The organism is Mucilaginibacter agri (genome assembly GCF_009928685.1).
GTDB lineage: Bacteria > Bacteroidota > Bacteroidia > Sphingobacteriales > Sphingobacteriaceae > Mucilaginibacter > Mucilaginibacter agri.
Genome location: NZ_WWEO01000039.1, coordinates 223456 through 248086, shown reverse-complemented (window position 1 = coordinate 248086; position 24631 = coordinate 223456). Strand labels below are relative to the sequence as shown.

At 43.5% G+C, this 24631-nt stretch carries 19 protein-coding genes; 9 read left to right on the top strand and 10 right to left on the bottom strand.

The features are described 5' to 3' along the window. Positions 1 to 9: 9 nt before the first annotated feature. Positions 10 to 825 carry an anti-sigma factor gene (locus GSY63_RS05435; RefSeq protein ID WP_166584807.1) on the top strand — a complete coding sequence of 272 codons (816 nt, stop codon included), beginning with the start codon at positions 10 to 12 and terminating at the stop codon, positions 823 to 825. A gap of 332 nt (positions 826 to 1157) precedes the next feature. Here GSY63_RS05435 and GSY63_RS05430 read toward each other — a convergent pair whose 3' ends face one another. The 3 genes from GSY63_RS05430 to GSY63_RS05420 form a co-directional block, all read right to left on the bottom strand. Beyond that, positions 1158 to 2684, bottom strand: a complete 1527-nt coding sequence (locus GSY63_RS05430) for an NAD(P)H-hydrate dehydratase (RefSeq protein ID WP_166584806.1) — start codon at positions 2682 to 2684, stop codon at positions 1158 to 1160. Positions 2685 to 3123: 439 nt separating this feature from the next. Continuing rightward, positions 3124 to 5967 carry an excinuclease ABC subunit UvrA gene (gene uvrA, locus GSY63_RS05425; RefSeq protein WP_166584805.1) on the bottom strand — a complete coding sequence of 948 codons (2844 nt, stop codon included), beginning with the start codon at positions 5965 to 5967 and terminating at the stop codon, positions 3124 to 3126. A gap of 153 nt (positions 5968 to 6120) precedes the next feature. Continuing rightward, positions 6121 to 6789 carry a lytic transglycosylase domain-containing protein gene (locus GSY63_RS05420; protein ID WP_243749158.1) on the bottom strand — a complete coding sequence of 223 codons (669 nt, stop codon included), beginning with the start codon at positions 6787 to 6789 and terminating at the stop codon, positions 6121 to 6123. Between the two features lie 327 nt (positions 6790 to 7116). On the opposite strand from GSY63_RS05420, the gene GSY63_RS05415 reads away from it, so the two are divergent. Together GSY63_RS05415 and GSY63_RS05410 are read left to right on the top strand one after the other, a co-directional pair. Then, a complete protein-coding gene (locus tag GSY63_RS05415) occupies positions 7117 to 8571 on the top strand; it encodes a pseudouridine synthase (RefSeq protein WP_166584803.1) in 1455 nt (484 codons plus the stop codon). A gap of 227 nt (positions 8572 to 8798) precedes the next feature. Then, positions 8799 to 9932, top strand: a complete 1134-nt coding sequence (locus GSY63_RS05410) for a lactonase family protein (RefSeq protein WP_166584802.1) — start codon at positions 8799 to 8801, stop codon at positions 9930 to 9932. Between the two features lie 70 nt (positions 9933 to 10002). Here GSY63_RS05410 and GSY63_RS05405 read toward each other — a convergent pair whose 3' ends face one another. Beyond that, the gene (locus GSY63_RS05405; RefSeq protein WP_243749157.1) at positions 10003 to 10491 is read right to left on the bottom strand and encodes a hypothetical protein; all 489 of its coding nucleotides are present in this window, start codon (positions 10489 to 10491) and stop codon (positions 10003 to 10005) included. 78 nt (positions 10492 to 10569) lie between these two features. After that, on the bottom strand, positions 10570 to 11715 hold the full coding sequence (gene bshA / locus GSY63_RS05400) for an N-acetyl-alpha-D-glucosaminyl L-malate synthase BshA (protein WP_166584801.1): 1146 nt from the start codon (positions 11713 to 11715) through the stop codon (positions 10570 to 10572). Positions 11716 to 11931: 216 nt separating this feature from the next. Here bshA and GSY63_RS05395 point away from each other — a divergent pair, with 216 nt between their 5' ends. Then, positions 11932 to 12456, top strand: a complete 525-nt coding sequence (locus GSY63_RS05395; protein WP_166584800.1) for a GNAT family N-acetyltransferase — start codon at positions 11932 to 11934, stop codon at positions 12454 to 12456. 180 nt (positions 12457 to 12636) lie between these two features. Here GSY63_RS05395 and GSY63_RS05390 read toward each other — a convergent pair whose 3' ends face one another. The 5 genes from GSY63_RS05390 to GSY63_RS05370 form a co-directional block, all read right to left on the bottom strand. Then, positions 12637 to 13014, bottom strand: a complete 378-nt coding sequence (locus GSY63_RS05390) for a VOC family protein (protein WP_166584799.1) — start codon at positions 13012 to 13014, stop codon at positions 12637 to 12639. A 60-nt stretch (positions 13015 to 13074) separates the two neighbouring features. Continuing rightward, positions 13075 to 13884 (bottom strand): helix-turn-helix domain-containing protein, encoded by an 810-nt coding sequence (locus GSY63_RS05385; RefSeq protein WP_166584798.1) that lies wholly within the window; start codon positions 13882 to 13884, stop codon positions 13075 to 13077. Between the two features lie 177 nt (positions 13885 to 14061). Beyond that, a complete protein-coding gene (locus GSY63_RS05380) occupies positions 14062 to 14529 on the bottom strand; it encodes a hypothetical protein (RefSeq protein WP_166584797.1) in 468 nt (155 codons plus the stop codon). 264 nt (positions 14530 to 14793) lie between these two features. After that, positions 14794 to 16614, bottom strand: coding sequence for a serine hydrolase domain-containing protein (locus GSY63_RS05375; protein ID WP_166584796.1), 1821 nt, complete (start codon positions 16612 to 16614; stop codon positions 14794 to 14796). After that, positions 16601 to 18250 (bottom strand): amidohydrolase, encoded by a 1650-nt coding sequence (locus tag GSY63_RS05370; RefSeq protein ID WP_166584795.1) that lies wholly within the window; start codon positions 18248 to 18250, stop codon positions 16601 to 16603. Before GSY63_RS05370 ends, GSY63_RS05375 begins: the two co-directional genes overlap by 14 nt. A 115-nt stretch (positions 18251 to 18365) precedes the next feature. On the opposite strand from GSY63_RS05370, the gene mutL reads away from it, so the two are divergent. The 5 genes from mutL to cysS all read left to right on the top strand — a co-directional run bounded on the left by mutL (position 18366) and on the right by cysS (position 24622). Next, positions 18366 to 20234, top strand: a complete 1869-nt coding sequence (mutL, locus tag GSY63_RS05365; RefSeq protein WP_166584794.1) for a DNA mismatch repair endonuclease MutL — start codon at positions 18366 to 18368, stop codon at positions 20232 to 20234. Positions 20235 to 20258: 24 nt separating this feature from the next. Continuing rightward, positions 20259 to 20975 carry a rhomboid family intramembrane serine protease gene (locus GSY63_RS05360; protein WP_166584793.1) on the top strand — a complete coding sequence of 239 codons (717 nt, stop codon included), beginning with the start codon at positions 20259 to 20261 and terminating at the stop codon, positions 20973 to 20975. Between the two features lie 45 nt (positions 20976 to 21020). Then, positions 21021 to 21914, top strand: coding sequence for a rhomboid family intramembrane serine protease (locus GSY63_RS05355; RefSeq protein ID WP_166584792.1), 894 nt, complete (start codon positions 21021 to 21023; stop codon positions 21912 to 21914). Then, positions 21915 to 23027, top strand: a complete 1113-nt coding sequence (locus GSY63_RS05350) for an endonuclease/exonuclease/phosphatase family protein (RefSeq protein WP_166584791.1) — start codon at positions 21915 to 21917, stop codon at positions 23025 to 23027. Between the two features lie 134 nt (positions 23028 to 23161). Further along, the gene (gene cysS, locus GSY63_RS05345) at positions 23162 to 24622 is read left to right on the top strand and encodes a cysteine--tRNA ligase (protein WP_166584790.1); all 1461 of its coding nucleotides are present in this window, start codon (positions 23162 to 23164) and stop codon (positions 24620 to 24622) included. Positions 24623 to 24631: the final 9 nt, after the last annotated feature.

Sequence of the window (24631 nt, the reverse complement as noted above, 5' to 3'; positions counted from 1 at the left end):
AAAGCATATATGGAATCAGGGATACTTGAGCTATACGTTTTGGGTGAAGTAAACCCAAGCGAAAAGCACCAGGTGGAAGAGATGGCTTTACAGCATCCGGCTATTAAGGCTGAGCTTGATGCGATAGAAAAGTCGATGGAGTTATATGCGGTGTTTAATGCGATAGAACCTTCTGACAATTTGCGCGACAAGGTGCTCAACTCCTTAGTAACCAACCTGGGTGATGATCGCACTTTTAAACCACGAACAACACATGCCACTGAAAAACAAGAGGCAAAAGTGATTGAATTGGCACAGCAAAAAAGCATTAATTTTTATAAATATGCTTTTGCAGCTTGCCTGGCGTTGTTGATATTAAGCGTTGCCACTTTGTTTGCTATTTATAATAAACTGGAGAATGTAAATTCGCAATTGGTTACCATGGAATTGCAAACCCAGAAGTTTAGCAACCGTGTTAACCTGATGGATCATCAGTTACATATATTCCGCGATCCATCATTTAAGATCATTAAACTGGATGGTACACCTAAGTCGCCTAAGTCGGCACTGGCTGTTGCCTGGAGCCCAAGTAAGCAGCAAGTGATGATTGATCTAAGCCGTATGAAGCTTCCTGCTAACGATGATCAGCACTCATACCAACTGTGGGCATTGGTTGATGGCAAGCCGATTGATCTGGGTGTGTTTAACGCAACTAACGATAGCACAGGAATGATCCAGATGAAATCTATAGACCGTGCACAAGCGTTTGCAGTAACACTGGAACCTCGCGGCGGACAACCAACCCCAACAATGGACAACCTGATGTTGGTTGGTAAAACAGAATAAAATATAAAAAACAACATAAAGGAAAGGTCCGGAGTAAATCACTTCGGGCCTTTTTTGATTAATTTATTGTTATCGGAGAAGATTTTTTAAGAAAAAATGCAAAAACTTAATTTGCCTTATTTACAGCAAGCAAGAATGTTGTTCTATAAAAAGATATATTAACCTGCACATTAAACTGTTTAGCAGCACATTACTAACAATAAAGCAAATACTACTAAATATACAGAGTTAATATTTTTTAATATTGTTGTAACTTTTAGGTAGTTAGCAACATCTTATATCCAGTATTTGTTCTTTATGGTCAGTTAGTTAGAACAAGCGGTTTTCCAATACTAAAAACCGCTTATTTTTTTCGCCATCAGCGCTCCCATACTCGCAGGCAACTGCGCCGTCACCTTTTCGGGCAAAACCACCATTAATTTATTAGGCAAAGCTAAATCATCACCAGCCATTCCGTGTAGATACACACCTGCAATGCAAGCCTCAGCAGGTGTGTATTTCTGTGCCAGCAGCGCTGTGATAATTCCTGTAAGCACATCGCCCATTCCACCCGTTGCCATAGCCGCATTACTTGTTGAGTTAAAATAAAGCTTGCCTTCCGGCGTGGCAATAATGGTATAATCATTTTTAAGTATAATGCATATTTGTAACTCCTGAACTTTCTGTAAAGCAGTTTGCGTGCGCTGCCACCAGTTTTTATGTTCGCCAAATAAACGATCGAACTCCTTCATGTGTGGTGTTAATATGCTCCCTTTGGGCACACATGCCCATAATGGCCTGTGTTCGGCCAGTATATTTAATGCGTCAGCATCTACTACAACCGGTTTGGTATAATTAGTTAGTATAGCCGTTAACAAGGCCAAAGAACTATCGTCTTTGCCCAAACCCGGGCCAATGCCCATCGTGCTGAATTTAGACCAATCTATTTCGGGCGTTCCGTTACCTTCGCGAACAATGGCCATAATTTCGGGCATATAGCAATTAAGTGCCGTTAAGCCGGCCTGTGGGATGCAGGCAGTAGTTAAACCAGCCCCAGTTTGTACACACGCCGACGCGCAAAGCAAGGCAGCACCCATCGTTTTAGCCTGTCCGGCTACTATTAACGCGTGACCGTAAGTTCCCTTGTTACTGAACCGTTCGCGTGGTTTTAGCATGTATATTATGTCCGACTCTTCTACATACTGATAAGGAGAATTAAGTTGTTGAGTAAACTCACCATCTATACCAATATCTACAGCCAGCCAATTTTTAAGTGCATATTTAGATTCCGGAAGCAAAAAGTTGATTTTGGGTTGCTGAAATGTAATCGTGAGTTCTGCCTTAATCATAGTCGCCTCAGAGTCTATCTCCCCCTCTCCGGCAAAACCCGTTGGTACATCAACGGCAACTACTGTTTTTTTCCATTCGTTAATCTGATGCACCAGTTTTTGGTACTCACCTTCCAATGGCTTGTTCAGTCCATTACCTAACAAAGCATCAATGATAATTTCCGCTGATTCTAAACCCAGTTCGTCAGCAGTTTTAAACTCACTTACCGGGACTTCTGTATGCCGCAGCCGTTGAAGATTGACATTAAAATCATCCGATGCTTTTTCAGAAAATCGGGCAATTTTAACGCTTACCTTGTGATACCCTTCCTGCTCGTTTAGGATTCTTGCTATAGCTAATCCATCGCCCCCATTATTGCCAGTGCCGCAATAAATAATAACAGACTGAGCTGTGTTGCTGTAATGCTCTGTAAATGCCTTAACAAAAGCTTTAGCCGCACGTTCCATCAAATCAACCGATGATATTGGTTCGTGGGCAATGGTATAACTATCTCCTTCGTGAATTTGTCGGGCGGTAAGTAATGGCTGCATAATTGTTTAAAAGTAACAATTATGGTTTTTGTTTAAGATGATGGAAGATTTGTTGACGGGTGGGTGATGACTATTAAGCAATTGTTGCTACAGTGCAGTTATTTTATCAGTATTGGTTTATTATCGGTAGTCCGCTCATAGCCTCGGAGGCCTAGTTACTTTTGGCTTGATCCAAAAGTAAGCAAAAAATCAAGACGCAAAAAAGCTCCATCACACAGGGCTACAACACGGCCACGCTTTTGCGTCTAGGCCATCACTCTCGATAAAAATCTGATAAATTGTTAAGAGGATTGACGAAACAAACACGTATCTACGCAAATAGGATATATACAAGATTGCCCGATTCCTTGCGACGACAGTTAACATAAAAAAGGCCATCGTATGCGACGGCCTTTTACTGTAATTCTTGATTCTTGACTCTCGATTCTTGATTCTCTTCTTACAACTTCATCTCCTTAGCCAAAAACTTACCTGTAAAACTCTCTTTTACCTTGCACAAACCTTCTGGTGTGCCCGAGAATAAAATAGTACCACCGCCTGAGCCACCTTCGGGGCCAAGGTCGATGACGTGGTCAACCACTTTAATTACGTCGAGGTTGTGCTCGATAACTAGTACCGTGTTACCTTTATCTACCAATTGGTTTAATACGCCCAAGAGCACGTTAATATCTTCAAAGTGCAGACCGGTGGTAGGTTCATCTAAAATATAAAATGTGTTGCCGGTATCCTTTTTCGAAAGCTCGGTAGCCAATTTTACGCGCTGTGCTTCACCGCCAGATAGTGTTAGTGACGATTGTCCAAGCGTAATATAACCTAAGCCAACATCATTCAAAGTCCTAACCTTACGGTAGATAGATGGGATATGCTCAAAAAATACTGTAGCGTCCTCAATACTCATATCCAGCACATCGCTGATGGATTTGCCGCGGTAACGTACTTCCAGGGTTTCACGGTTGTAACGTTTGCCGCCGCACTCTTCGCAAGGCACATGTACATCTGGCAAAAAGTTCATCTCTATCAGCTTCATACCTGCGCCCTGACAGGTTTCGCAACGGCCACCCTTTACATTGAAGGAAAAACGACCTGGTTTATACCCACGGATCTTTGATTCTGGCAGCGCAACGTACAGATTGCGTATATCTGAGAACACACCAGTATACGTAGCCGGATTTGAACGTGGTGTACGACCAATTGGTGTTTGATCAATCTCGATCACCTTGTCGATATGCTCTAACCCTTCAATTTTCTTATACGGAAGTGGATGCTTTTTAGCCCTAAAGAAATGGTGGTTCAATACCGGATATAAGGTCTCGGTAATTAAACTCGATTTACCGCTACCCGACACTCCGGTTATGCCAATCAGCTTACCCAGGGGAAAAGTAACCGATACATTTTTAAGGTTATGTCCGGTAGCATTTTTTAATGCCAGGGTTTTGCCATTACCTTCGCGACGCTTTTTAGGGATGGCAATTTCGCGCTCGCCGTTCAAATACTGCGTAGTAAGGGTATGCTTGGCCATTAACTCTGCCGGGGTGCCTTCGGCAACAATTTCACCGCCGTGTACACCTGCCGACGGCCCCATGTCAATCACATAGTCGGCCTCGAGTATCATGTCTTTATCGTGCTCAACAACTAAAACCGTGTTACCTAAGTCGCGCAGGTTTTTCAGCGCGTTTATTAAGCGATCGTTATCGCGTTGATGCAAACCGATACTTGGCTCATCCAGAATGTACATCACATTCATTAACTGCGATCCAATCTGTGTAGCCAAACGGATACGTTGCGCCTCACCACCAGAGAGGGTACGCGCCGTACGATCAAGCGTCAAATAGCTTAAACCAACATCAAGCAAAAAGCCGATACGTGCACGAATTTCTTTTAGGATCTCCTTACCGATGATATTCTGACGATCGCTGAAACGATCTTCCAACCCTTCAAACCATTGTTGCAGGGTGGTGATATCCATGGTAGCCAACTCGAAGATATTCTTGTTGTCGACTTTAAAATTCAGCGACTCTTTCTTTAAACGGGCACCTTCGCAAACCGGGCAGGTTTTAAGCACACGGTAAGCCTCCATATCATCAGAGATCTCTTCGCTGCGCTTTTCCTGCTGCTCTTCGAGCATGCGGATAATACCATCAAACGTAACCTGATAGTTTTGTACGTTCCATTTATTGTATTCAACCGCAACCGTGATGATCTCGTGTGAACCATTGAGGATAATGTCAAGTTTCTCGCGCGGAATCTTCTCAATTGGCACAGACAGGGAGAAATCGTATTTCTTACCCAAGGCCTTTAACACCTGGAAGATCCAGGTATCACGGTACTCTCCTATTGGGGCTAAACCGCCGTTGATAATGCTCAACTTAGGATTTGGGATAACCGAATGTTCATCAACTTCGAAAATGTAGCCCAAACCATCGCATTTCTCACACGCACCATAAGGCGAGTTAAAAGAAAATGTATTTGGCTGAGGCTCGTCGTAAGAGATACCCGAAACCGGGTCCATCAGAAACTTACTGAAGTATGATACATTACCATCCTTATCGCTTACACGAATAATACCCTTTGCTGTTTTAAGCGCCGATTGTATAGAAGTGTATAAGCGTTTGCTGTCTTTTTCGGTAACCACCAAACGGTCTACCACAATATCAATATCGTGGATCTTGTAGCGATCTACTTGCATTTTGGGTTCAACATCTACAATGGCGCCGTCAACCCAAACTTTTAAGAAACCTTGCTTACGGATTTGTTCAAACAATTCGCGGTAATGCCCCTTGCGGCCTTTTACTACCGGCGCTAATATATTAACAGGCTGCCCGTCGAATTTGTTAAGAATAGTATTGTAGATCTGATCTTCAGACATACGTTCCATCTTTTCGCCCGTCACATACGAATAAGCTTCGCCGGCGCGCGCAAAAAGCAAGCGCATAAAATCGTAGATTTCCGTAATAGTCCCTACCGTAGAGCGCGGGTTTTTACTAGTGGTTTTTTGCTCAATGGCAATTACCGGACTAAGGCCAGATACCTTATCCACATCTGGCCGTTCCATGCCACCCATAAACTGGCGCGAGTAGGCCGAAAATGTTTCCATATAACGGCGCTGCCCTTCGGCATAAATGGTATCAAATGCCAGCGATGATTTTCCACTACCGCTCAATCCGGTTATAACAACCAGCTTATTACGAGGGAAAGAAACATCTATATTTTTTAGGTTATGTACCCGGGCTCCGAAAACTTCAACTGCACTTTGCTCGCCCAGATCTACCGTGTTTTGATTCATAAATTTATGTCAGGAAACTAAGTAACACTGCCTTTGCAACCTGGTTTTTCAACCTGCTGTAAATAGCAGAAAAAGAGGCACAAATATACACAAAAAAGGTCGCTTTGCCCAAGTGACAAAGCGACCTTCAAATGCTCCGTAATAATTTTACTCTTAGTTTACAGCCAACAATTCTGCAGGTTGCGGATAAGATACATACACGTTGTGATAACCGTATTCGGTAGGTTTTTTAATAACCTCTTTCATAGCAATAAGCTTGTAAACATAGCTTGCCGTTTCGCGGTTAAGGTGCATTAGGTAGTAATTACCTCTATTTTGGCGATTAATGGCGTGACGAACCCTCGGCGAACCACCGTTATAAGCGGCAGCGGCAAGTGTCCAATTGTTATTTAGTTCGCCATACAGATCGCGCAGGTATTTACACGCGGCGATGGTAGATTTGCGCAGATTTAAGCGCTCATCTTTCGAACTGTTAACTTTCAACCCATAATCGCGGGCTGTTTGCGGCATAAATTGCCACCAACCAGCAGCGCCTTTTGGCGATGTGCCCGATTTTAAACCAGATTCTACAAGCGGAATGTACTTAAAATCTTCGGGGATACCATATACCTTAAGTATAGGTTCAATTATTGGAAAAATTTCGCTGGCCTTGCGATGGAGCACTACAGAACCTACCCTATTGTAGCTGTGGCGCCAAAGTGATACTTTGATCTTCCTGTTTACGCTTTTATTGGCAACAGGCATTGATTCATCGGCAAAATTATAGCCTTCATTTACTTCCGTACGAGCTGCTAAGTAACCCACAAACCGGGTACTTTTCATAGCACTCTTTCTTTCAGTTGTACTGCAGACAAACAGTTTTAAAATGACAACCGACACCAATATTACGGAGCACGTAACTAAGTGTTTTTTAATCATTCAATCTAGTTTAATTCAACATTCGAGGTTAGATGTGTTGGCAAAGGTACATATATTAATCACAATATCAACCACTTGGCAAACCCTTAGTGTTTATCAACATGTTGATAACTTTTAAAAACAGCACTTTAAAGCATCGTACGCCCCGATTTTTTGTTAAATTTTTTTTCTCAGTTTTAATATAATATCGTACCTTTACCCTCCCGCTGAGATAGCGTTAAACAAAAAAATATGGTATTTAGAAAACCAGGCAATAGTCGCGACGACAAGCCATCAGGACCTTCAGGTAGAAATACCAGGGGCGGAGATAAAGGCCGGAACAGTTCTTCAAGTTCCCGCTCTTCAGCACCCAAATTCAATAATAATAGTAATGATCAAAGACCAGGCCGCGGACCTAAAACATCCGAAGGTACGGGCGAACGTTCATATACGCCAAGAAATACAGATAGACCGTTTGGCGACAGGCCATCTCGCGGTACTTCATCTGACAGACCTTACAATAGCAAATCATCACAAGGCTCATTCGACAAACCTTTTGGCGACAGACCAAAACGCAGTTCGTCTGACCGCCCATACAGTGGTCGCCCTGAACGCGGTGGTTCTGACAAGCCTTTTGGCGATAGGCCTAAACGCAGTTCATCCGACAGACCGTATAGTGGCCGCCCGGAGCGTGGCGGTTCTGACAAGCCTTCTTTCGGAGATCGCCCACAACGCAAATCTTTTGGAGATAAGCCTTTTGGTGATCGTCCAGCCCGCAAATCTTTTGACAAGCCAGCATTTGGCGAAAAAAGCTTTACTAAGCGCCCGTCTGGAGATAGACCAGATTTCAGGGATAAAGACAACCGTGGTTATAGTAAATCTTACGAAAAACGAGGTGAATCACGTTCGGCAGAATTTGGTGGCGATACCGAGAAACCGGTTAGGACCATGAGAAGCAAAAAGCAAAGCGCTGCGCCTGCGAGCAAAGACGATGGCTTAATGCGATTGAACCGTTATATCTCTAACGCCGGTATCTGTTCACGCCGTAAGGCCGATGAGTTAATTATGGCTGGTGTAGTTTCTGTTAACGGCGAAGTGATATCTGAACTAGGCCATAAAGTTGACCCGGCTAAAGATGTGATCCGCTACAATGGAGAAACGCTGAAACGTGAGAAAATGGTTTATGTGCTCTTGAACAAACCCAAAGACTACATTACCACTACCGAAGACCCTCACGAACGCCGCACAGTAATGCACCTGGTTGAAAAGGCCAGCAAAGAACGCATTTATCCGGTTGGCCGTTTAGACCGCAACACTACGGGTTTATTATTAATGACCAACGACGGCGATTTGGCCGACAAGCTATCCCACCCCAAAAACAACATTTCGAAACTTTATCTTGTTGAGCTCGACAAAAGCTTAACCCAGGGAGATTTAAATAAATTGGGCTTCGGCGTTGAACTGGAAGATGGCTTTATTAAACCAGACGCTGTATCATACGTTGCCGGAGGTACCAAGAGAGAAGTAGGCATTCAGATCCACAGCGGACGTAACCGTATTGTGCGCCGTATATTCGAGCACCTGGGCTACGAAGTTGTAAAACTCGATCGCTCGGTTTATGCCAACCTTACCAAAAAAGACCTGCCACGCGGACGCTGGAGATTCCTCGATGAAAAAGAGGTTATCCAACTGAAACATTTGGTTTAACATATTAAAATGCCCGGCAAATGCCGGGCATTTTTGTTTATACGATTGTCATTGCGGAGTACGAAGCAATCCCCAAAAGCAGAGCTGCTCTGTATAGTTCGCGATTGCTTCGTACCTCGCAATGACGCAGTAGAGAAGTATTACCGGATATATATTATCTCCAAATACCAAGTGCTTTATTTACCAATGTTTTGCTATTTTGCGCAACTAATCAATAGATTACCATTATGAAAAAACTACTGTTTATCGCGCTCCTGCTGGTATCGGGTTTAACTTACGCCCAAAAGCAAAAACCACTCGCCAAAACTTACGACCTCGTTATAGGCACTTACACTAAAGGCGAAGGTAAAGGCATTTATGTATATCGTTTTTATACCGAAACCGGTAAATTGGCTTATCTGAGCCAGGTGGCAACAAGTAATCCATCATACCTATGCGTTAGCAGTAATAACAAATTTGTTTACGCTGTAAACGAAGACGGCAAAGACGGCGGCGTTAGCTCATTTAGTTTCGATGCTAAAACCGGGGTATTGCAAGCTATCAATAAGCAATCATCACAGGGAGCAGATCCTTGTTACATATCTGTTGATAAAGCGCAGAAAAATGTTTTTGTAGCTAATTACTCAAGTGGCAACCTTTCCGTATTACCGGTAAATGCAGATGGATCGTTAGGTGCAGTTAAACAAAATATTAAAGACGAAGGCCACGGACCTAATGCAGGCCGTCAGGAAGGCCCGCACGTACACACGGCTGTACTATCGCCAGATGAGAAATATGTTTACTACAGCGACTTAGGCACCGATAAATTCAACACTATGCGCTACAAACCTTCGGCCGAACAACCATTAACTGCTGTGCCAGAAAACGTGGTTAATGTAATGCCCGGTAATGGCCCACGCCATATTGATTTTACACCCGACCATAAATACGCATACCTTATAACCGAAATGGCGGGCGCTGTTTATGGCTATGAATACAAAGGCGGCAAATTCAAACAGATCCAATCGATCACGATGCTGCCCGATGGCTTCACAGGCGACATAGGCGCTGCGGATATCCACGTATCTCCAGACGGACTTTTCTTGTATGCCTCCAACCGGGGCACAGCTAATGATATTACAACTTATGCCATTAACCAGGAAAATGGCCAGCTAACTTTTGTTGATCGCGTATCAACTCAAGGTAAAGGCCCACGCAACTTTGTGATAGACCCAACCGGAAGCTTTTTACTGGCAGCTAACCAGAACAGCGATTTCATATTGGTTTACAAAATTGATAAAACAACCGGCAAACTTACCCCTACAGGTGTAAGGCTTAATATCGGCAACCCGGTTTGTTTAAAATTCACCCCGGCACAATAAGCTTAAAAACATATAAAAGCAAAAGGCTTCCAAAATTGGAAGCCTTTTGCTTTTATTACTATTGTGATGTTTACTTTTTGGCAAATGTGTATACCACATAACCTGTACCTGTGCTGCCTATGGCAATTGGGGTTTTAAGCACCATGGTATTACCATCGTTAGAGGCTACAACCAATTGGTAGCCTTCGGCTACGTTTTTAGGCTTCTCGCCTTCATATATTTTCTTAAACTGAAATGCCTGTCCGTTTGATGTAGCATTATTAACCGACCAAAATATTTTTTGTGCGGTACCGTTGCTCATGGTGTAAGTGCCGTTTCCACTATTAGTCAGGTTCCAGGTACTACCCACAAAACTTGCCGGAGGGCCTTGGTCAAACACAGTTTGCACGGCGTTTTCAACCAGGCTTTCGTAAGTTACAGTACTTATAGTCCAGGTGCCGGTAAATTTACCCCTGGACACATTTGGTGTACCTGTTACAGTGTTCTTACTGGCAGAGCACGCAGAGATCACCAAAGCAATTGCCGACATCAAAAAGGCCAGCTTCATTATTTTCTTCATAGTAATATGGTTTTTGTATCAAGTATAATACACAAATACTACGAAGAGGTTTTAAATATTAACAGATATCCTTAATATTTAAATAGTAGTAACAGGCTTAAGGTTAGCTATAACCTGCTGATACATATTTTCATATTGCGGCAAAATGTTCGATAGCTCGAAGGTTCGGGCATGCTCCAACGCGTTCTCTTTAAACTGGGCCAGCCTGGCTTCATCTTCCAAAATGTAGATTGCGCGTTCGGCCATACCGTCAACGTCGCCAACATCACGTAAGAAACCGGTCACGCCTTCCACGTTGAGTTCGGGCAAACCTCCGGTATTAGAACTTACTACAGGCACTTTACAAGCCATAGCTTCCAGCGCTGCCAAACCAAAACTTTCGGATTGCGATGGCATGAGGAACAGGTCGGAAACAGACAGAATTTCCTCCACCGCATCTTGCTTACCTAAAAAGCGTACATTTTCGCTTACGCCAAGGTCGCGGGCCAATTGCTCGCATTCCGGCCGATCTTGTCCGTCACCTACCATTAATAGTTTGGACGGCAAAACCGCATTCACCTTGGCAAATATCCTCACTACATCCTGCGCGTGTTTAACGCGGCGGAAGTTAGAGGTATGAACCAATATCTTTTCTCCCTCAGGCGCAATAGCTTTTTTAAAGTGATCCTTAGGCTTGAGGCTAAAGCGGCTCATGTCTATAAAGTTGGTGATCACCCTAATATCTTTCTGGATATCGAAAAAGCGGTAGGTATCTTTTTTTAAATGTTCGGAAACTGCTGTAACACCATCACTCTTATTGATCGAAAATTCGACCACAGGTTTATAAGTACGGTCGTTACCAACCAATGTGATATCAGTACCGTGTAGTGTAGTAACCACCGGAATGCTTATGCCATAGGTAGCTAATATCTGTTTAGCCATAAATGCAGCCGACGCATGCGGAATAGCGTAATGCACGTGTAATACGTCCAACTTTTCGAATCTTACCACATCAACCAGCCTACTGGCCAGGGCAAGCTCGTAAGGCGGGAAATCAAACAGCGGATATTTACTTACAGTAACTTCGTGGTAAAACAGGTTTTCGGAAAACAAGTCGAGGCGGGCGGGTTGATTATAGGTAACAAAGTGCACCTGGTGACCGCGGTCGGCCAGGGCTTTGCCCAACTCGGTAGCCACAACGCCGCTGCCGCCAAACGTTGGGTAACATACAATTCCGATTTTCATTTAATCTGGATGCGATTTTTAGTTGTGATAACGCGCTTCTAATTACGAAGCCAATTGATCACTGCAAGTTTAACAGCAATTTACGGCAAAAGTGTTAAACGGATGTAAAGTTTATGATGGACAAGAATAGTCGCCTAAAATGAGAGTTCAAAGATTATATCCTTGTTTTGCTAATACATTCACAAATTACCAAATTGGCAAATCAACAAATTAAACATGATTCGCTTAGCTACATTTAAAGATATCCCCACCCTGCAACAACTCATAGCCATTTCGGTGCGCGGCTTAAGTACCGGTTACTATACAGCCAACCAAATAGAAAGCGCGTTGAAATACGTTTTCGGTGTAGACACCCAACTTATTACCGACCAGACTTACTACGTGTTCGAAAAAGATGGCGTCATCGCAGGCTGCGGCGGCTGGAGCAAGCGCAACACGCTTTATGGTGGCGATCAACACAAAGAGGTTGAAGATCCCTTACTCGATCCCGCTAAAGATGCAGCACGTATCCGCGCATTTTTTGTACGCCCTGATTATGCACGTCAAGGCATAGGCAAGCAAATTATGCAGCACTGCGAACAGGCTGCCTACAACAATGGTTTCCGCAGTATGGAACTTGGAGCAACCCTCCCTGGTGTTCCGCTTTACGAAGTGATGGGCTATAGAGCTGTGGAAAACATCGATGCAAAAATGCCCGATAGCGAAATTTTACAGATAGTGAAGATGAGAAGGGAACTTTAGGAGAGAGACAAGAATCGAGAAACAGGAATCAAGATAACCACCATATATCTTAATTCCTGTTTTGTCATCTCGAGCGATAGCAAGAGATCTTATACAACAGAAAAGTCTGCAGCAGAAGATTTCTCCTACGTCGAAATGACAAAGGGAGAGAATCACAACTCACTAATTCAAAACTCAAAACTAAACCGACGTTATCCACCAAATATTGCCAACCGGATCTTTTACACCTGCGGCTCGGCCATAGTCCATATCAGCGGGTGGCATTACCTGGGTAGCACCGGCATCAATAGCCTTTTTAAAAATAGTATCGCAATCGTCCACGTATACAAACATGCCAGCGGTTTGAGGCGGGTATACGTCGGTACTATCACAAAACATTACTTTATGGTTGCCTATAGTTAGTTCGGCATGTTGTACGGTATGTTCGTCGCGCATGGCCTTGTACACTTCTTCCGAATCGAAAACCTTTTGCATAAAGTCAAAAAACTTGGCCGCACCGGGAACCACTAAATAAGGCATTACCTGCTGATAGCCTTCGGGAATATTTACTGCTTTCATAATTTTTTTATTTCAAAATTAGGTTAATACTACCGCCCTGAATTGTAAAAACCGGACATGTTAAACATTCCGGTACTCCTGACCTTCGGCCTTGCCCGAGAAATAATATCCAGGATGATAGCCCGTAAAAGCTTTAACATCATGTATAAAGTGCGATTGGTCATAATACCCACAATCCAGAGCAATCTGGGTAAGTGATCTATCACAGCCATATTGGTTAAGTGCCATACGCAACCGCATGAGCCGCAAGTAAGTTTTGGGGCTAAAGCCAGCGTATTCTTTAAACTTACGATCAAATTGCCGCGTAGATAGCGCATATCTATCAGCCAGGTCAATAACCGAAGTAACCTGCCTGGTTTGGTTAACTACCTGGTGTATCGCAGTAATAATATGGGTATCCTTTGCCGATGAGTATTGCAAACGCTGAGTTAAGAAATCACCCAAAATTTTTGCACGCATTCGATTATCAGCTGCCAGCATCATTTCTTCTTCCAGGCGATGACCGTCAGCACCAAATAATTCTTTAACATCCAGCATTTGGTTAGTCACTTCGTACGATGGCATTTTTAGCAATTGCGGAATAGCATACGGGTAAACATAAGCGCCAAATATGCCGAAGCTATCTTCCGTTACAAACCTGCGGTAAGTACCCGTTTGAAAATGCATGCCAGCCTTCCAGCCTTTTTCAGGTTTGTCGCTAACAAGTTCTGCAAAATCACCTTGGTAATGGAACACCATTTCGGCGCAGCCGTCGGCAACAGAACGGTATATATAATTAGATTCGCTTGCACCCAGATCATGCGCTAGCACCCAAAAACACCTCACGTAAGGTTTCAGGTTATCTGGTGGCGGCATGGTGTAATAATGCATACTTACAGCTGGATTACTGCAAGTTAGGGAATTTATATTTCACAAATTCATTGTCATTCAGAGCGACAGCGAAGAATCTTTTCCAATTAGCATTGCTACTTGCTTGGTTTAGAAGCCCCTTCGCTGTCGCTCTGGATGACAAATTGAAGAAATCTTGATTCTCGTCTCTCGATCCCTTTATTTCTTCCTCACGTAAGTCTCAATAATCTGACGATCGATCTTCAAGCTATCAAGGCGTTCTATGCCTGTTTGAGTGAGGGTATCGTTATGGATGGTAAGTTTAAACTTAAAATCGTGGCCCTCCCATTCGCGGGCTGTGCAAAACTGGAGTTTTTCAGTATAGTCATCGCCTTTGAGGGTATAGGTACCCGCGCCGGAGCTAAACAACGGTGTATCGATTTTTCCTTTTTTAAGGTCGTGCTGAGTAAAGGCGAAGTGTGTATCGTTGTACATTTTGATCATCTCATCCTCTTTACCTTTTACAGGATAGGCTACCACAGTGTCGCCTTTGGTAATGATCTTATCTGATATAAGCTGCCAGGTGCCAATAATCGGGCTTGGTTCTGCTTTTTGTTCAGCCAGTTTTTGTTGGTTACACGCCGCCAAAGCAAGCGCAAGAATAGCAAGTAAGTTTTTAGATTTCATTTTCGAGATAATTGGTTGATAGTTTGGAGAGGGTAATTAAGGAATTTTACCCTTGGTTACCTGATGGTTAACCCGAAAAAACACGCGAAAAAATAAATCCCTCCTTGGGGAGGGGTGCGGTCGGCTTGTGCTCTGGCAGGGAGGGGTATCGTTGCAATTCAATCGCAGATACCCCTCCCTACCCCTCCCAGAGGAGGGAATTAAACAAAAGAGGCACAGATTATTGTGCCTCTAAGAAATCAAAAAATTAGATTCGGAATTTCCTCACAGTCCCTTTTTTATCGCATCGTAAATAGTATCCATAATCCGCGGACGGATATTAAGGCTCGATAACCTGTCGGTTACTTTGGGATATACCCGATTGGATAGGAAAATGTAAATGAGATTCTCTTTCGGGTCAACCCACACGCAAGTGCCGGTATAGCCGGTGTGTCCGTAGGTTCCGGGATTAGCGTTATACGATGGGTAGTGACTATCTGCAATTGGCCCCCAACCATCGAACCCTAAACCGCGACGGCTTACGGTTGACTGGCGTGATGTAAACTGTTCTACCGTTTCCGGTTTAATATATTGTACGCCTCCGTAGGTCCCTTTATTCAGTAGCATTTGGAAAAGGATCGCTTCGTCATTAGCACTACAAAAATAACCCGCATGGCCGGATACGCCGCCCACCATGGCCGCGCCCTGGTCATGCACATAGCCTAACAATAAGGTGTGGCGGAAATAGCTATCCTCTTCTGTAGGGATAATCTGATCACGCGTGAAACGGTTACGAGGCAAAAAGCCTGCGGTCTGCATTCCTAGCGGATCGTAGAAATGCTGCTGTGCATATTCGTTCAAGGGCTGCGAGGTAACAGTCTCTACAATCTCTTTAGTAAAATACATGCTCAAATCACTATAAACATATTTGCCGCGGGTACGTAACGCCGTATTAAGCATCCGTGGCAGCATTACATCTTTGTAATAGTCTTTACGCAGATAGTAACCATCGGCCACTTTAGTTGGGTATACAGCCGACGAATCAGTGCTATGATCTGTTGGTTTTAGTGTTTCGTAAAAAGGAATATACGGCACCAAACCTGCCTCGTGCAGCATTAATTCGCGTAAGCGAATGTCGTTTTTATTGGTATGTCGGGCGGCAATAAGGTAGCTGCCCATTGTAGAGTCGAGGTTCAGTTTACCTTCTTCTACCAGTTGCATTACTGCCGGTGTTGTAGCAGATACCTTGGTCACTGATGCCAGGTCGAAAATATCGGTTACTTTATCGGGTAGCACGCTGGTATCGTATGTATGGTTTCCATAAGCCTTATTAAAGATCACTTTGCCATCTTTGGCTACCAGCACAACACAGCCGGGAGTGGCATGGTTACGGATAGCTTCCTGAGCAATAAGATCGATGCCTTGCAGGTTGAGCGAATTAATCCCCGCATCTTCCGGAACGGAATATCCTAAACGTGTTTTTTCTGTTTTAAAACCTGTACCCGATGTATACTTTGACGAAAAGCTATTAGGCAACTTTTGAGTGGCCGCCACGCCACCAAATATCAGTTGAGGAACATACTGCGCCGTAACTGCCGAAACCTTTTCGCACCAGATAATCGGCGCGGTAATATCATTCAATACTGTTAACGCCCTACCCGGGCCGTAGAAAGCAATCACCACATTTTTGAGCTTTTGGCTTGTTGTGATGAAAGTCATTAAGGCGGTATTATTCAGATCCGCTTCTGTAAGCTGGAAAACAAGCGTGTTATACAATTTCAAATCTTCGCTAAGCGAAGCCATTTTGCCGCTGTACTTATTACCATCAACCAATTGGATGCGTGTATACTTTGCCAAAATACTATCGAAAGCGGCCGAATACGAGTAGTTTAAATGGATACTTGCCACTTTAATCTGCTCCAGATTTTTCAGCGGCACCATTTGCTGATCGTTGTTAAGCAGCACGGTAGTTTTCGCGGCGTCTTTAGTTTCGGCTAAAAATTGTTGATTAGTGAGGTTCTGCGGCTGGGGTTGGGCACACGCGCTTTGTAAACCTGCAAACGCTAACAATAGTAAGACGGCAAGCGTTTGCCTATTTTTTTTCATAAACTTTTTCACCATTAACATAAGTCTTCATCACTTTCACTTTAGGCAGCTCATCGCCTTTTACTTTCATAATATCCTGATCAAGGATCACAAAATCGGCAAACTTGCCTACTTCAATACTTCCTTTTTCTTTCTCCTCAAAATTGGCTTTGGCTGCCCAGATGGTCATCCCGCGCAATGCCTCGGTCCGATCGAGCGCGTTTTCCTTCTGGAAACCGTTTGGTGGGAAGCCTTTCAGATCCCTACGTTCTGTTGCTGCATAAAACGTATAAAGCGGATTGATATTCTCCACCGGAAAATCTGTACCTAATGGCATCCAGCCATTTTGTTTCAATAAAGCCTTATATGCGTACGCGGTTTTCAAACGTTGTGCCCCCAAACGCTGACCAGCCCAATACATATCGGATGTAGCGTGTGTTGGCTGCACAGATGGGATAATACTATTATCGCCAAACATTTTCACGTCCTCGGGCGACACAATTTGAGAGTGTTCTATCCTCCAGCGCAGGTTGTTCTTACCTTTCAGCGCCTTGGCATAAATCTTCAGCATTACACGGTTGGCCGAGTCGCCAATGGCATGCGTACACATCTGGAAACCTTTTGATGCCAGTTTGGTAGCAATATCTTCGAAATGCTTTTGGCTGCTCAATAAAAATCCCGACCATCCCGGTTTATCTGCATAAGGTTTCAGCAAACATGCCCCGCGTGAACCTAGCGCACCATCGGCATAAACTTTAAATGCGCGTACGTCCAATCCCGGGGTTTTGTAAACGCCGCGCTTAAACAGGTATTCGTAGTTTTCGGGAGCATCAGACAGCATTACATACATGCGCATTTTCAGTGCTCCTTTGTGTTGCAGCTGTGCGATGGTATTCACCATAGTGTAAGGCAGTCCGCAATCATCAACCGTGGTTAAGCCAACTGCAAAGCAGTTGCGCTGCGCATCGGTAAAAGCTTCTTGTACTATACCTTCTGTTGGTGCCGGGATTTTATGTTCAACCAATCGCACGGCGTTATCCACCAACACACCGGTTAGTTTGCCATTAACAGTTTCAATTTGGCCACCGGCAATGGTTTGGCCTGGTTTAATACCGGCAATATTCAGCGCCGCCTGGTTGGCGATAGCACCATGTCCATCTACACGCGATAACAATATCGGCCTAACCGGAAACAATGAATCTAATTTGGCTTTGTTAGGATACTCCTTAACCTTCCAGTCGTTTTGGTCCCAACCGCGGCCGATGATCCAGCCTTCGGTATTACGTTTGGCAAAGGCTTGTACCGAATCTACAATCTCTGGCCAGCTTTGCGTGCCTTCGAGGTGTACTTCTTGTAAGCTCATGCCATATTCGTAAAAATGGGCATGCCCATCAATAAATCCAGGATAAACAGCCTTGCCTCCGGCATCAACTACCTGGCGGGCCATATATTTTTTTTCGAGCGTATCGGCGCCGCCAACGGCAATAATTTTGCCGCCGCTTACCACAAATGCACTTGCCGTAGTAAAATTACTGTCAACCGTATATACTACGGCATTTTTTATTAGCAGATCTGCGTTATATTCTTGCTTTTGCTGGCACGATGCAATGGCTATACAAAGCAACAGCGGCCACGTTTTCTTAAGTTTTTTAAACATAGGGTAGACTAAAGATGATAAGTACAAAACTATATACAACTATCGAAAGCTAAAGTTATGCTATCAAATATTTAATTTAGCATCCTGAAAACGAAATTGAAGGGAAAAATTTTAAATGTTTGATATCATACAGCTTTTACCAGACGCGGTTGCCAACCAGATAGCAGCCGGAGAGGTGGTGCAACGCCCGGCCTCGGCGGTAAAAGAACTGGTTGAAAATGCCATAGATTCTGGCGCCGATAAGATACAGTTGATACTTAAAGACGCCGGCAAGTCACTAATACAAGTTATTGACAACGGCTGCGGCATGAGCGTTACCGATGCACGCATGTGCTTTGAGCGCCACGCCACTTCCAAAATACGCAAAGCAGATGATCTGTTTGCCATACGCACCATGGGTTTCCGGGGCGAGGCAATGGCTTCTATTGCCGCTATTGCTCAGGTAGAAATGAAAACCCGCCGCCACGAAGACGAGCTGGGCACCTGCATAAATATAGAAGGCAGCGAAGTAATTAGTCAGGAACCTTGTGGTACACCTGCGGGCACTTCTATATCAGTTAAAAACTTATTTTACAATACACCCGCCCGCCGTAACTTTTTAAAAAGTAACCCGGTGGAGATGCGCCATATTTTAGATGAGTTTCAACGTGTGGCATTAGCCAATCCGCGTATCTTCTTTACCCTACACCATGAGGGGCAAGAAGTATATCACTTACCCGGTACTACGCTAAAACAACGGATTGTACACCTGCTGGGCAACAACTACAATCAACGCCTTGTACCTGTTGAAGAAGATACCACTATTATTAAACTGGCCGGCTTTGTAGGTAAGCCCGAGTTTGCACGCAAAACACGTGGCGAGCAGTTTTTCTTCGTAAATAACCGCTTTATTAAAGATGGTTACCTTAACCATGCGGTAACAACTGCATTTGAAGAACTATTGCCGGACGATACTTTTCCGCTATATGTATTGTTTATTGAGATAGATCCTTCGAAGATCGACATTAACGTACATCCAACTAAAACGGAGATTAAATACCAGGATGAGAAGGCCATTTACGCTATTATCCGCTCGGCTGTAAAGCGCTCGTTAGGCAGGTATAACATAACACCAAGCCTGGATTTTGATCAGGAAAATAGCATTGAGCACCTGATTACAACCAAACCATTAGATCAGATTGTACAGCCAAGTATCTCGTTTAATCCAGACTTTAACCCCTTCAGTACACCGGAGGATAAGAAGAGCAACGGGCGCAGCTACGCCAGCGAATCTGCATTTTTTGAGAAGAAAGGTATACCTTCAAATTGGGATACCTTGTATCAGATCAGCAAACGTGATACAGAAGCGCAACAAACTATTGACCTGGACGCAGATGCACCCGCCGTGCAGCTTGCTGATGAGCAGGTAAATAAAACCAGCGAGCGTCAGCTTTTTCAGATCCACAACAAGTATATCCTGTCGCAAATTAAGTCGGGTTTTATGCTGATCAATCAGCAAGCCGCCCACGAACGCATCCTGTACGAACGTTTTTTAACACAATTACAAAACCATTCGGGTCTGAGCCAGCAAAGTCTTTTTCCCGAAACTGTAAGTTTAAACAGCAGTGATTTTGAGCTTTTAAAAGAGCTATTGCCAGACATACGTAATCTTGGTTTCGATATACGCGAATTTGGCCCCAACACCGTTATTGTTGAAGGTATACCGGCAGATATTAACCACAACAGCGAGCACGAATTATTAGAGAGCCTGCTGGAAGGGTTTAAAAACAACACGGCCATTTTAAAGTTAGATAAACGCGATACGCTGGCCCGCACACTGGCCCGCAACGCTGCCACCAAGGCAGGTACACGTTTATCGCTCGATGAAATGAACTTACTGATCGATCAGCTTTTTGCCTGCCAGAGCCCTAACCAGGCCTTGAACGGGAAACCAGTAATCAGTACTTTTACGTTAAATGAATTAGCAGAACGATTTGAAAAATAGCTTTAACAAGCCTACTATTACAATATGAGCGCATTCAGGCAAAACCCCTTAGCCAATCTTCCACCGGTTGTAAAAAACCTGCTGATCATCAATGTTATTTGCTTTATCCCATACATTGTATTTAGCGGAGCTACCTATGATAAATATATCGAGCTATTTGGTGTATACTACTTTAACTCGCCACTGTTTAAAGCTTGGCAGCCTATTACCTATATGTTTTTACATGGTAACTGGATGCACATCTTATTCAACATGTTTGCGTTGTATTCATTTGGTATGGCTATCGAGTATACACTCGGCTCTAAACGCTTTTTCAACTTCTACTTTATCTGCGGCCTGGGCGCTATTGCGTTACAGATGATAATTCAGTCGTACGAGGTATATTCATTAACGGGTCATATTACGCTAAATATTAATGCGAATATTCCTGTAGATGCATCAGGTATCAAAAAATTACAGGAAATTTATTTTGGCCCGATGGTTGGTGCCTCGGGTGCTATTTTTGGGTTATTAATTGCATTCGGCATGCTTTACCCCAATGCTGAATTGATGATTATGTTTATACCGGTACCGGTTAAGGCCAAATACATTATTCCGGTTTATATTTTAATAGAACTGGGTTTAGGCGTTGGCCAGTTTGCCGGCGATTCGGTAGCGCATTTTGCCCATTTGGGAGGCGCACTTTTCGGGTTTTTGTTATTAAAAATTTGGCGAGTACAAAGGCCAAACAATTTTTTCTAAAATATGTAAGTTATATAGTTAGACAACATCCTAAAAAACATCAACATGAACACCACCTGGCAGGATATACGCTATAAAATGTTACACTCCGGCAGCAAGATTAACTTGCTTATCGGTATCAATGTAATCGTATTTTTGCTTATTAATATACCGGCTATTGTTGAACAACTTTTTATAACGGGATTTAACCAGCCGAGTATCATACTTAGCTATGCTTACGATTACCTGGCTATGCCGGCCTACCTGCCTAAACTACTCACACGCATCTGGACACCGCTTACTTATATGTTCCTTCATCAGGGCATATTCCATATCCTGTTCAACATGCTATGGCTATACTGGATGGGGCAGCTTTTTGAAGAATACCTGGGCAACAAAAAAACAATTGGCTTATACATAGCCGGCGGTTTAGCCGGTGCCTTAGCTTATCTGCTCAGCTTTAATTTCATTCCTGCTTTTTCCCATTCGGAGGCACTGCCTTTAGTTACAGTTGTGGGTGCATCGGCCAGCGTTATGGCCATTGTGGTTGCTACAGCCACGCTGATACCCAACTATACCATTTTTCTGATGTTTTTGGGGCCGGTAAAATTAAAATGGGTAGCCCTGTTCTATGTCGTGTTCGACTTTCTAAGTATTGCAGGCCCTAACGCAGGCGGCGAAATAGCCCACCTTGGTGGCGCTTTATTAGGCTTTATCTACATTAAACAATTACAACGCGGCAACAACTGGGGCCAAAGCATCGGTAACGTATTTAAAGCAAGCCCTAAAATAAAAGTGGTGAGCAATAACTCGGGCTATTCACGATCTGGAAAAAGTTCGTCTAACACCCCACAACAGGAAGAAATAGACCGCATTTTGGATAAAATTTCGCAAACCGGATACGACAGCCTCAATAAGAACGAGAAAGAAACCTTGTTCAGAGCCAGCAACAACGACTAAATGAAGGCAAAAAAACGGTTAAGTTTTTTCACCAAAATATTTCTTTGTATAAATATTATTTTAGCTGCCGCCCTGCTGATCAGCTACCTTGCGCCTGTTATTAACCCTTCTAAATTATGGATAGTGGCCTTTTTCGGGCTGGCTTATCCTCCGTTATTGCTATTTAATATACTGTTTATTGTTTTTTGGCTGTTTAAGAGAAGCTGGCTGGTGCTTGTATCCTTCGTGTGTATTCTCGTTGGGTACAATGTATTACAAAACAGTTTCGGCGTAAATGCTAAACGCACATACATTCAAAAAGAAAACAGGGATGCTATCCGCATCATGACCTATAACGTGCACTCGTTTAAGAAATACGGCGCCAACAATGATATGTCTACCAAGCATGAGATTCTAGACATTATCAATCAACATCAGCCAGATTTAATTGGATTTCAGGAATTTTATACCCGTCAACGTGGCGAGTATAACATGCGCGATTCGTTAAAGAGAATACTCAACACCACTAATTATTATTTCGAGGCGGTTAATTACGATAACGCCCGCGATGCCATGGGCATTGCTATTTTTACCAAATACCCGATTATCGACCACGGCCTGGTTAAACTATCTCAAGAGCATAATGGCAATCAATGTATTTATGTTGATGTTAAAAAAGGCCAACAAATTATCCGTTTTTACAGCGTTCACCTCAGGTCGATAGGATTTGACCAGGAAGATTATCAGTATATCGACAGTGTGTCTAAAAAGGGCAAAACAGATATGCACTCTTTCCGCAGAATAGGGAGCAAGCTAAAACAAGCTTTTATTAAACGGAGCCAACAGGTGCAGCTTATACGCGAACATACTAAACAGTGCCCCTATCCATATATTATAGCCGGCGATTTTAACGACACACCCTCATCCTACGCCGTGCACGAAATGTCTAAAGGCTTAAAAAATGCTTTTCGTGAAAAAGGCAGTGGCCTGGGACGCACCTATAATGGTGATTTCCCCAATTACCAAATTGATTACATCTTAGCTACTCAACGTTTTGATGTACAGGACTACCGGGTGATCGAAAAGAAATTGTCAGATCATTATCCGGTTTACAGCGATTTGTTGTTGAAGTAGATTTAGTCCGGAAGAGTGTAAATTGTGACCTTAGTTCAAAAACCTAAACCACAACCATCACAGCTGCGTTAAAAATAAATATCCCATAGTCTTAACTTCCCACACACATCGAAAAAATCGTAAGTTTGCGACTTATGAAGCAAAGCCTATTTGTTTACAATACTTTAACACGTAAAAAAGAAGAATTTATACCGCTTAATGCCCCTCATGTGGGTATGTATGTATGCGGGCCAACTGTTTACAGCGATGTGCATTTAGGCAATTGCCGTACCTATATTTCTTTTGATCTTATATTCCGTTACCTTAACCATTTAGGTTACAAAGTGCGTTATGTGCGTAACATAACCGATGCCGGCCACCTGGAAGACGACTCAGATACCGGCGAGGATAAAATCTCTAAAAAAGCAAAGATTGCCAAAGTAGAGCCAATGGAAATTGCGCAGAAATACACTGTGGGCTTCCGCGAAGTGCTTGGCATTTTTAATACGCTGCCGCCAAGTATAGAACCTACCGCTACCGGCCATATTATTGAGCAGATAGAATTGGTGAAAGCTATGCTGGCTAATGGCTCTGCCTATGAGGTTGATGGTTCGATATATTTTGATGTTGAGAAATACAACAAGAACCACGACTACGGTGTACTAAGTGGCCGTAACCTAGAAGATCTGCTGAACAATACACGTAGCCTGGGCGGACAAGAAGAAAAACATGGCAAGCTGGATTTTGCGCTTTGGATAAAAGCTAAGCCAGAGCACCTGATGAAATGGCCTTCGCCATGGGGGTTGGGTTTTCCGGGTTGGCACCTGGAGTGCTCGGCAATGAGCCACAAATATCTGGGCGACCAGTTTGATATTCACGGCGGTGGTTTAGATTTAGTGCCTACGCACCACACCAACGAAATTGCCCAAAACGAAGCCTGCTTTAACAAAACACCGGCTAAATATTGGATCCATACTAATATGCTAACAGTTAATGGGCAAAAAATGTCGAAATCGTTAGGCAACAGCTTTTTGCCGCACGAATTGTTCACTGGTGACAATGCTATCCTGAATAAAGGCTACAGCCCTATGACGGTTCGTTTCTTTATGTTGCAGGCTCACTATCGTAGCACGCTGGATTTTGGTAACGAAGCGATGGAGGCATCAGAAAAAGGATTTAAGCGCCTGATGAATGCTTTTAGCTTGCTTAATGGATTGAAAGCATCTGCCAAAACAGAAGTTGAAATAGAGCCATTACGCACACGTTGCTACGAGGCCTTAAACGACGACTTTAACAGCCCGGTTTTAATTGCTGAATTGTTTGAAGCGTCACGTATCATTAACTCCGTACATGATGGGAAAATGGCTATCGATGCAGATAACTTGCAACAATTAAAAGACCTGATGAATGTTTTTGTAACAGATATACTGGGCCTTAAAAATGAGCAGGCTGCAACAGACGAATTGCCAAACGTGGTTGACTTTATTGTTAACCTGCGTAATGAAGCAAAAGCCAATCGCGATTATACCACTTCTGACAAGATTCGCGATGGGTTGCAAAAAATCGGCATTCAGTTAAAAGACAGCAAAGAAGGTACTACCTGGAGCAAAATATAATAGAGCGGG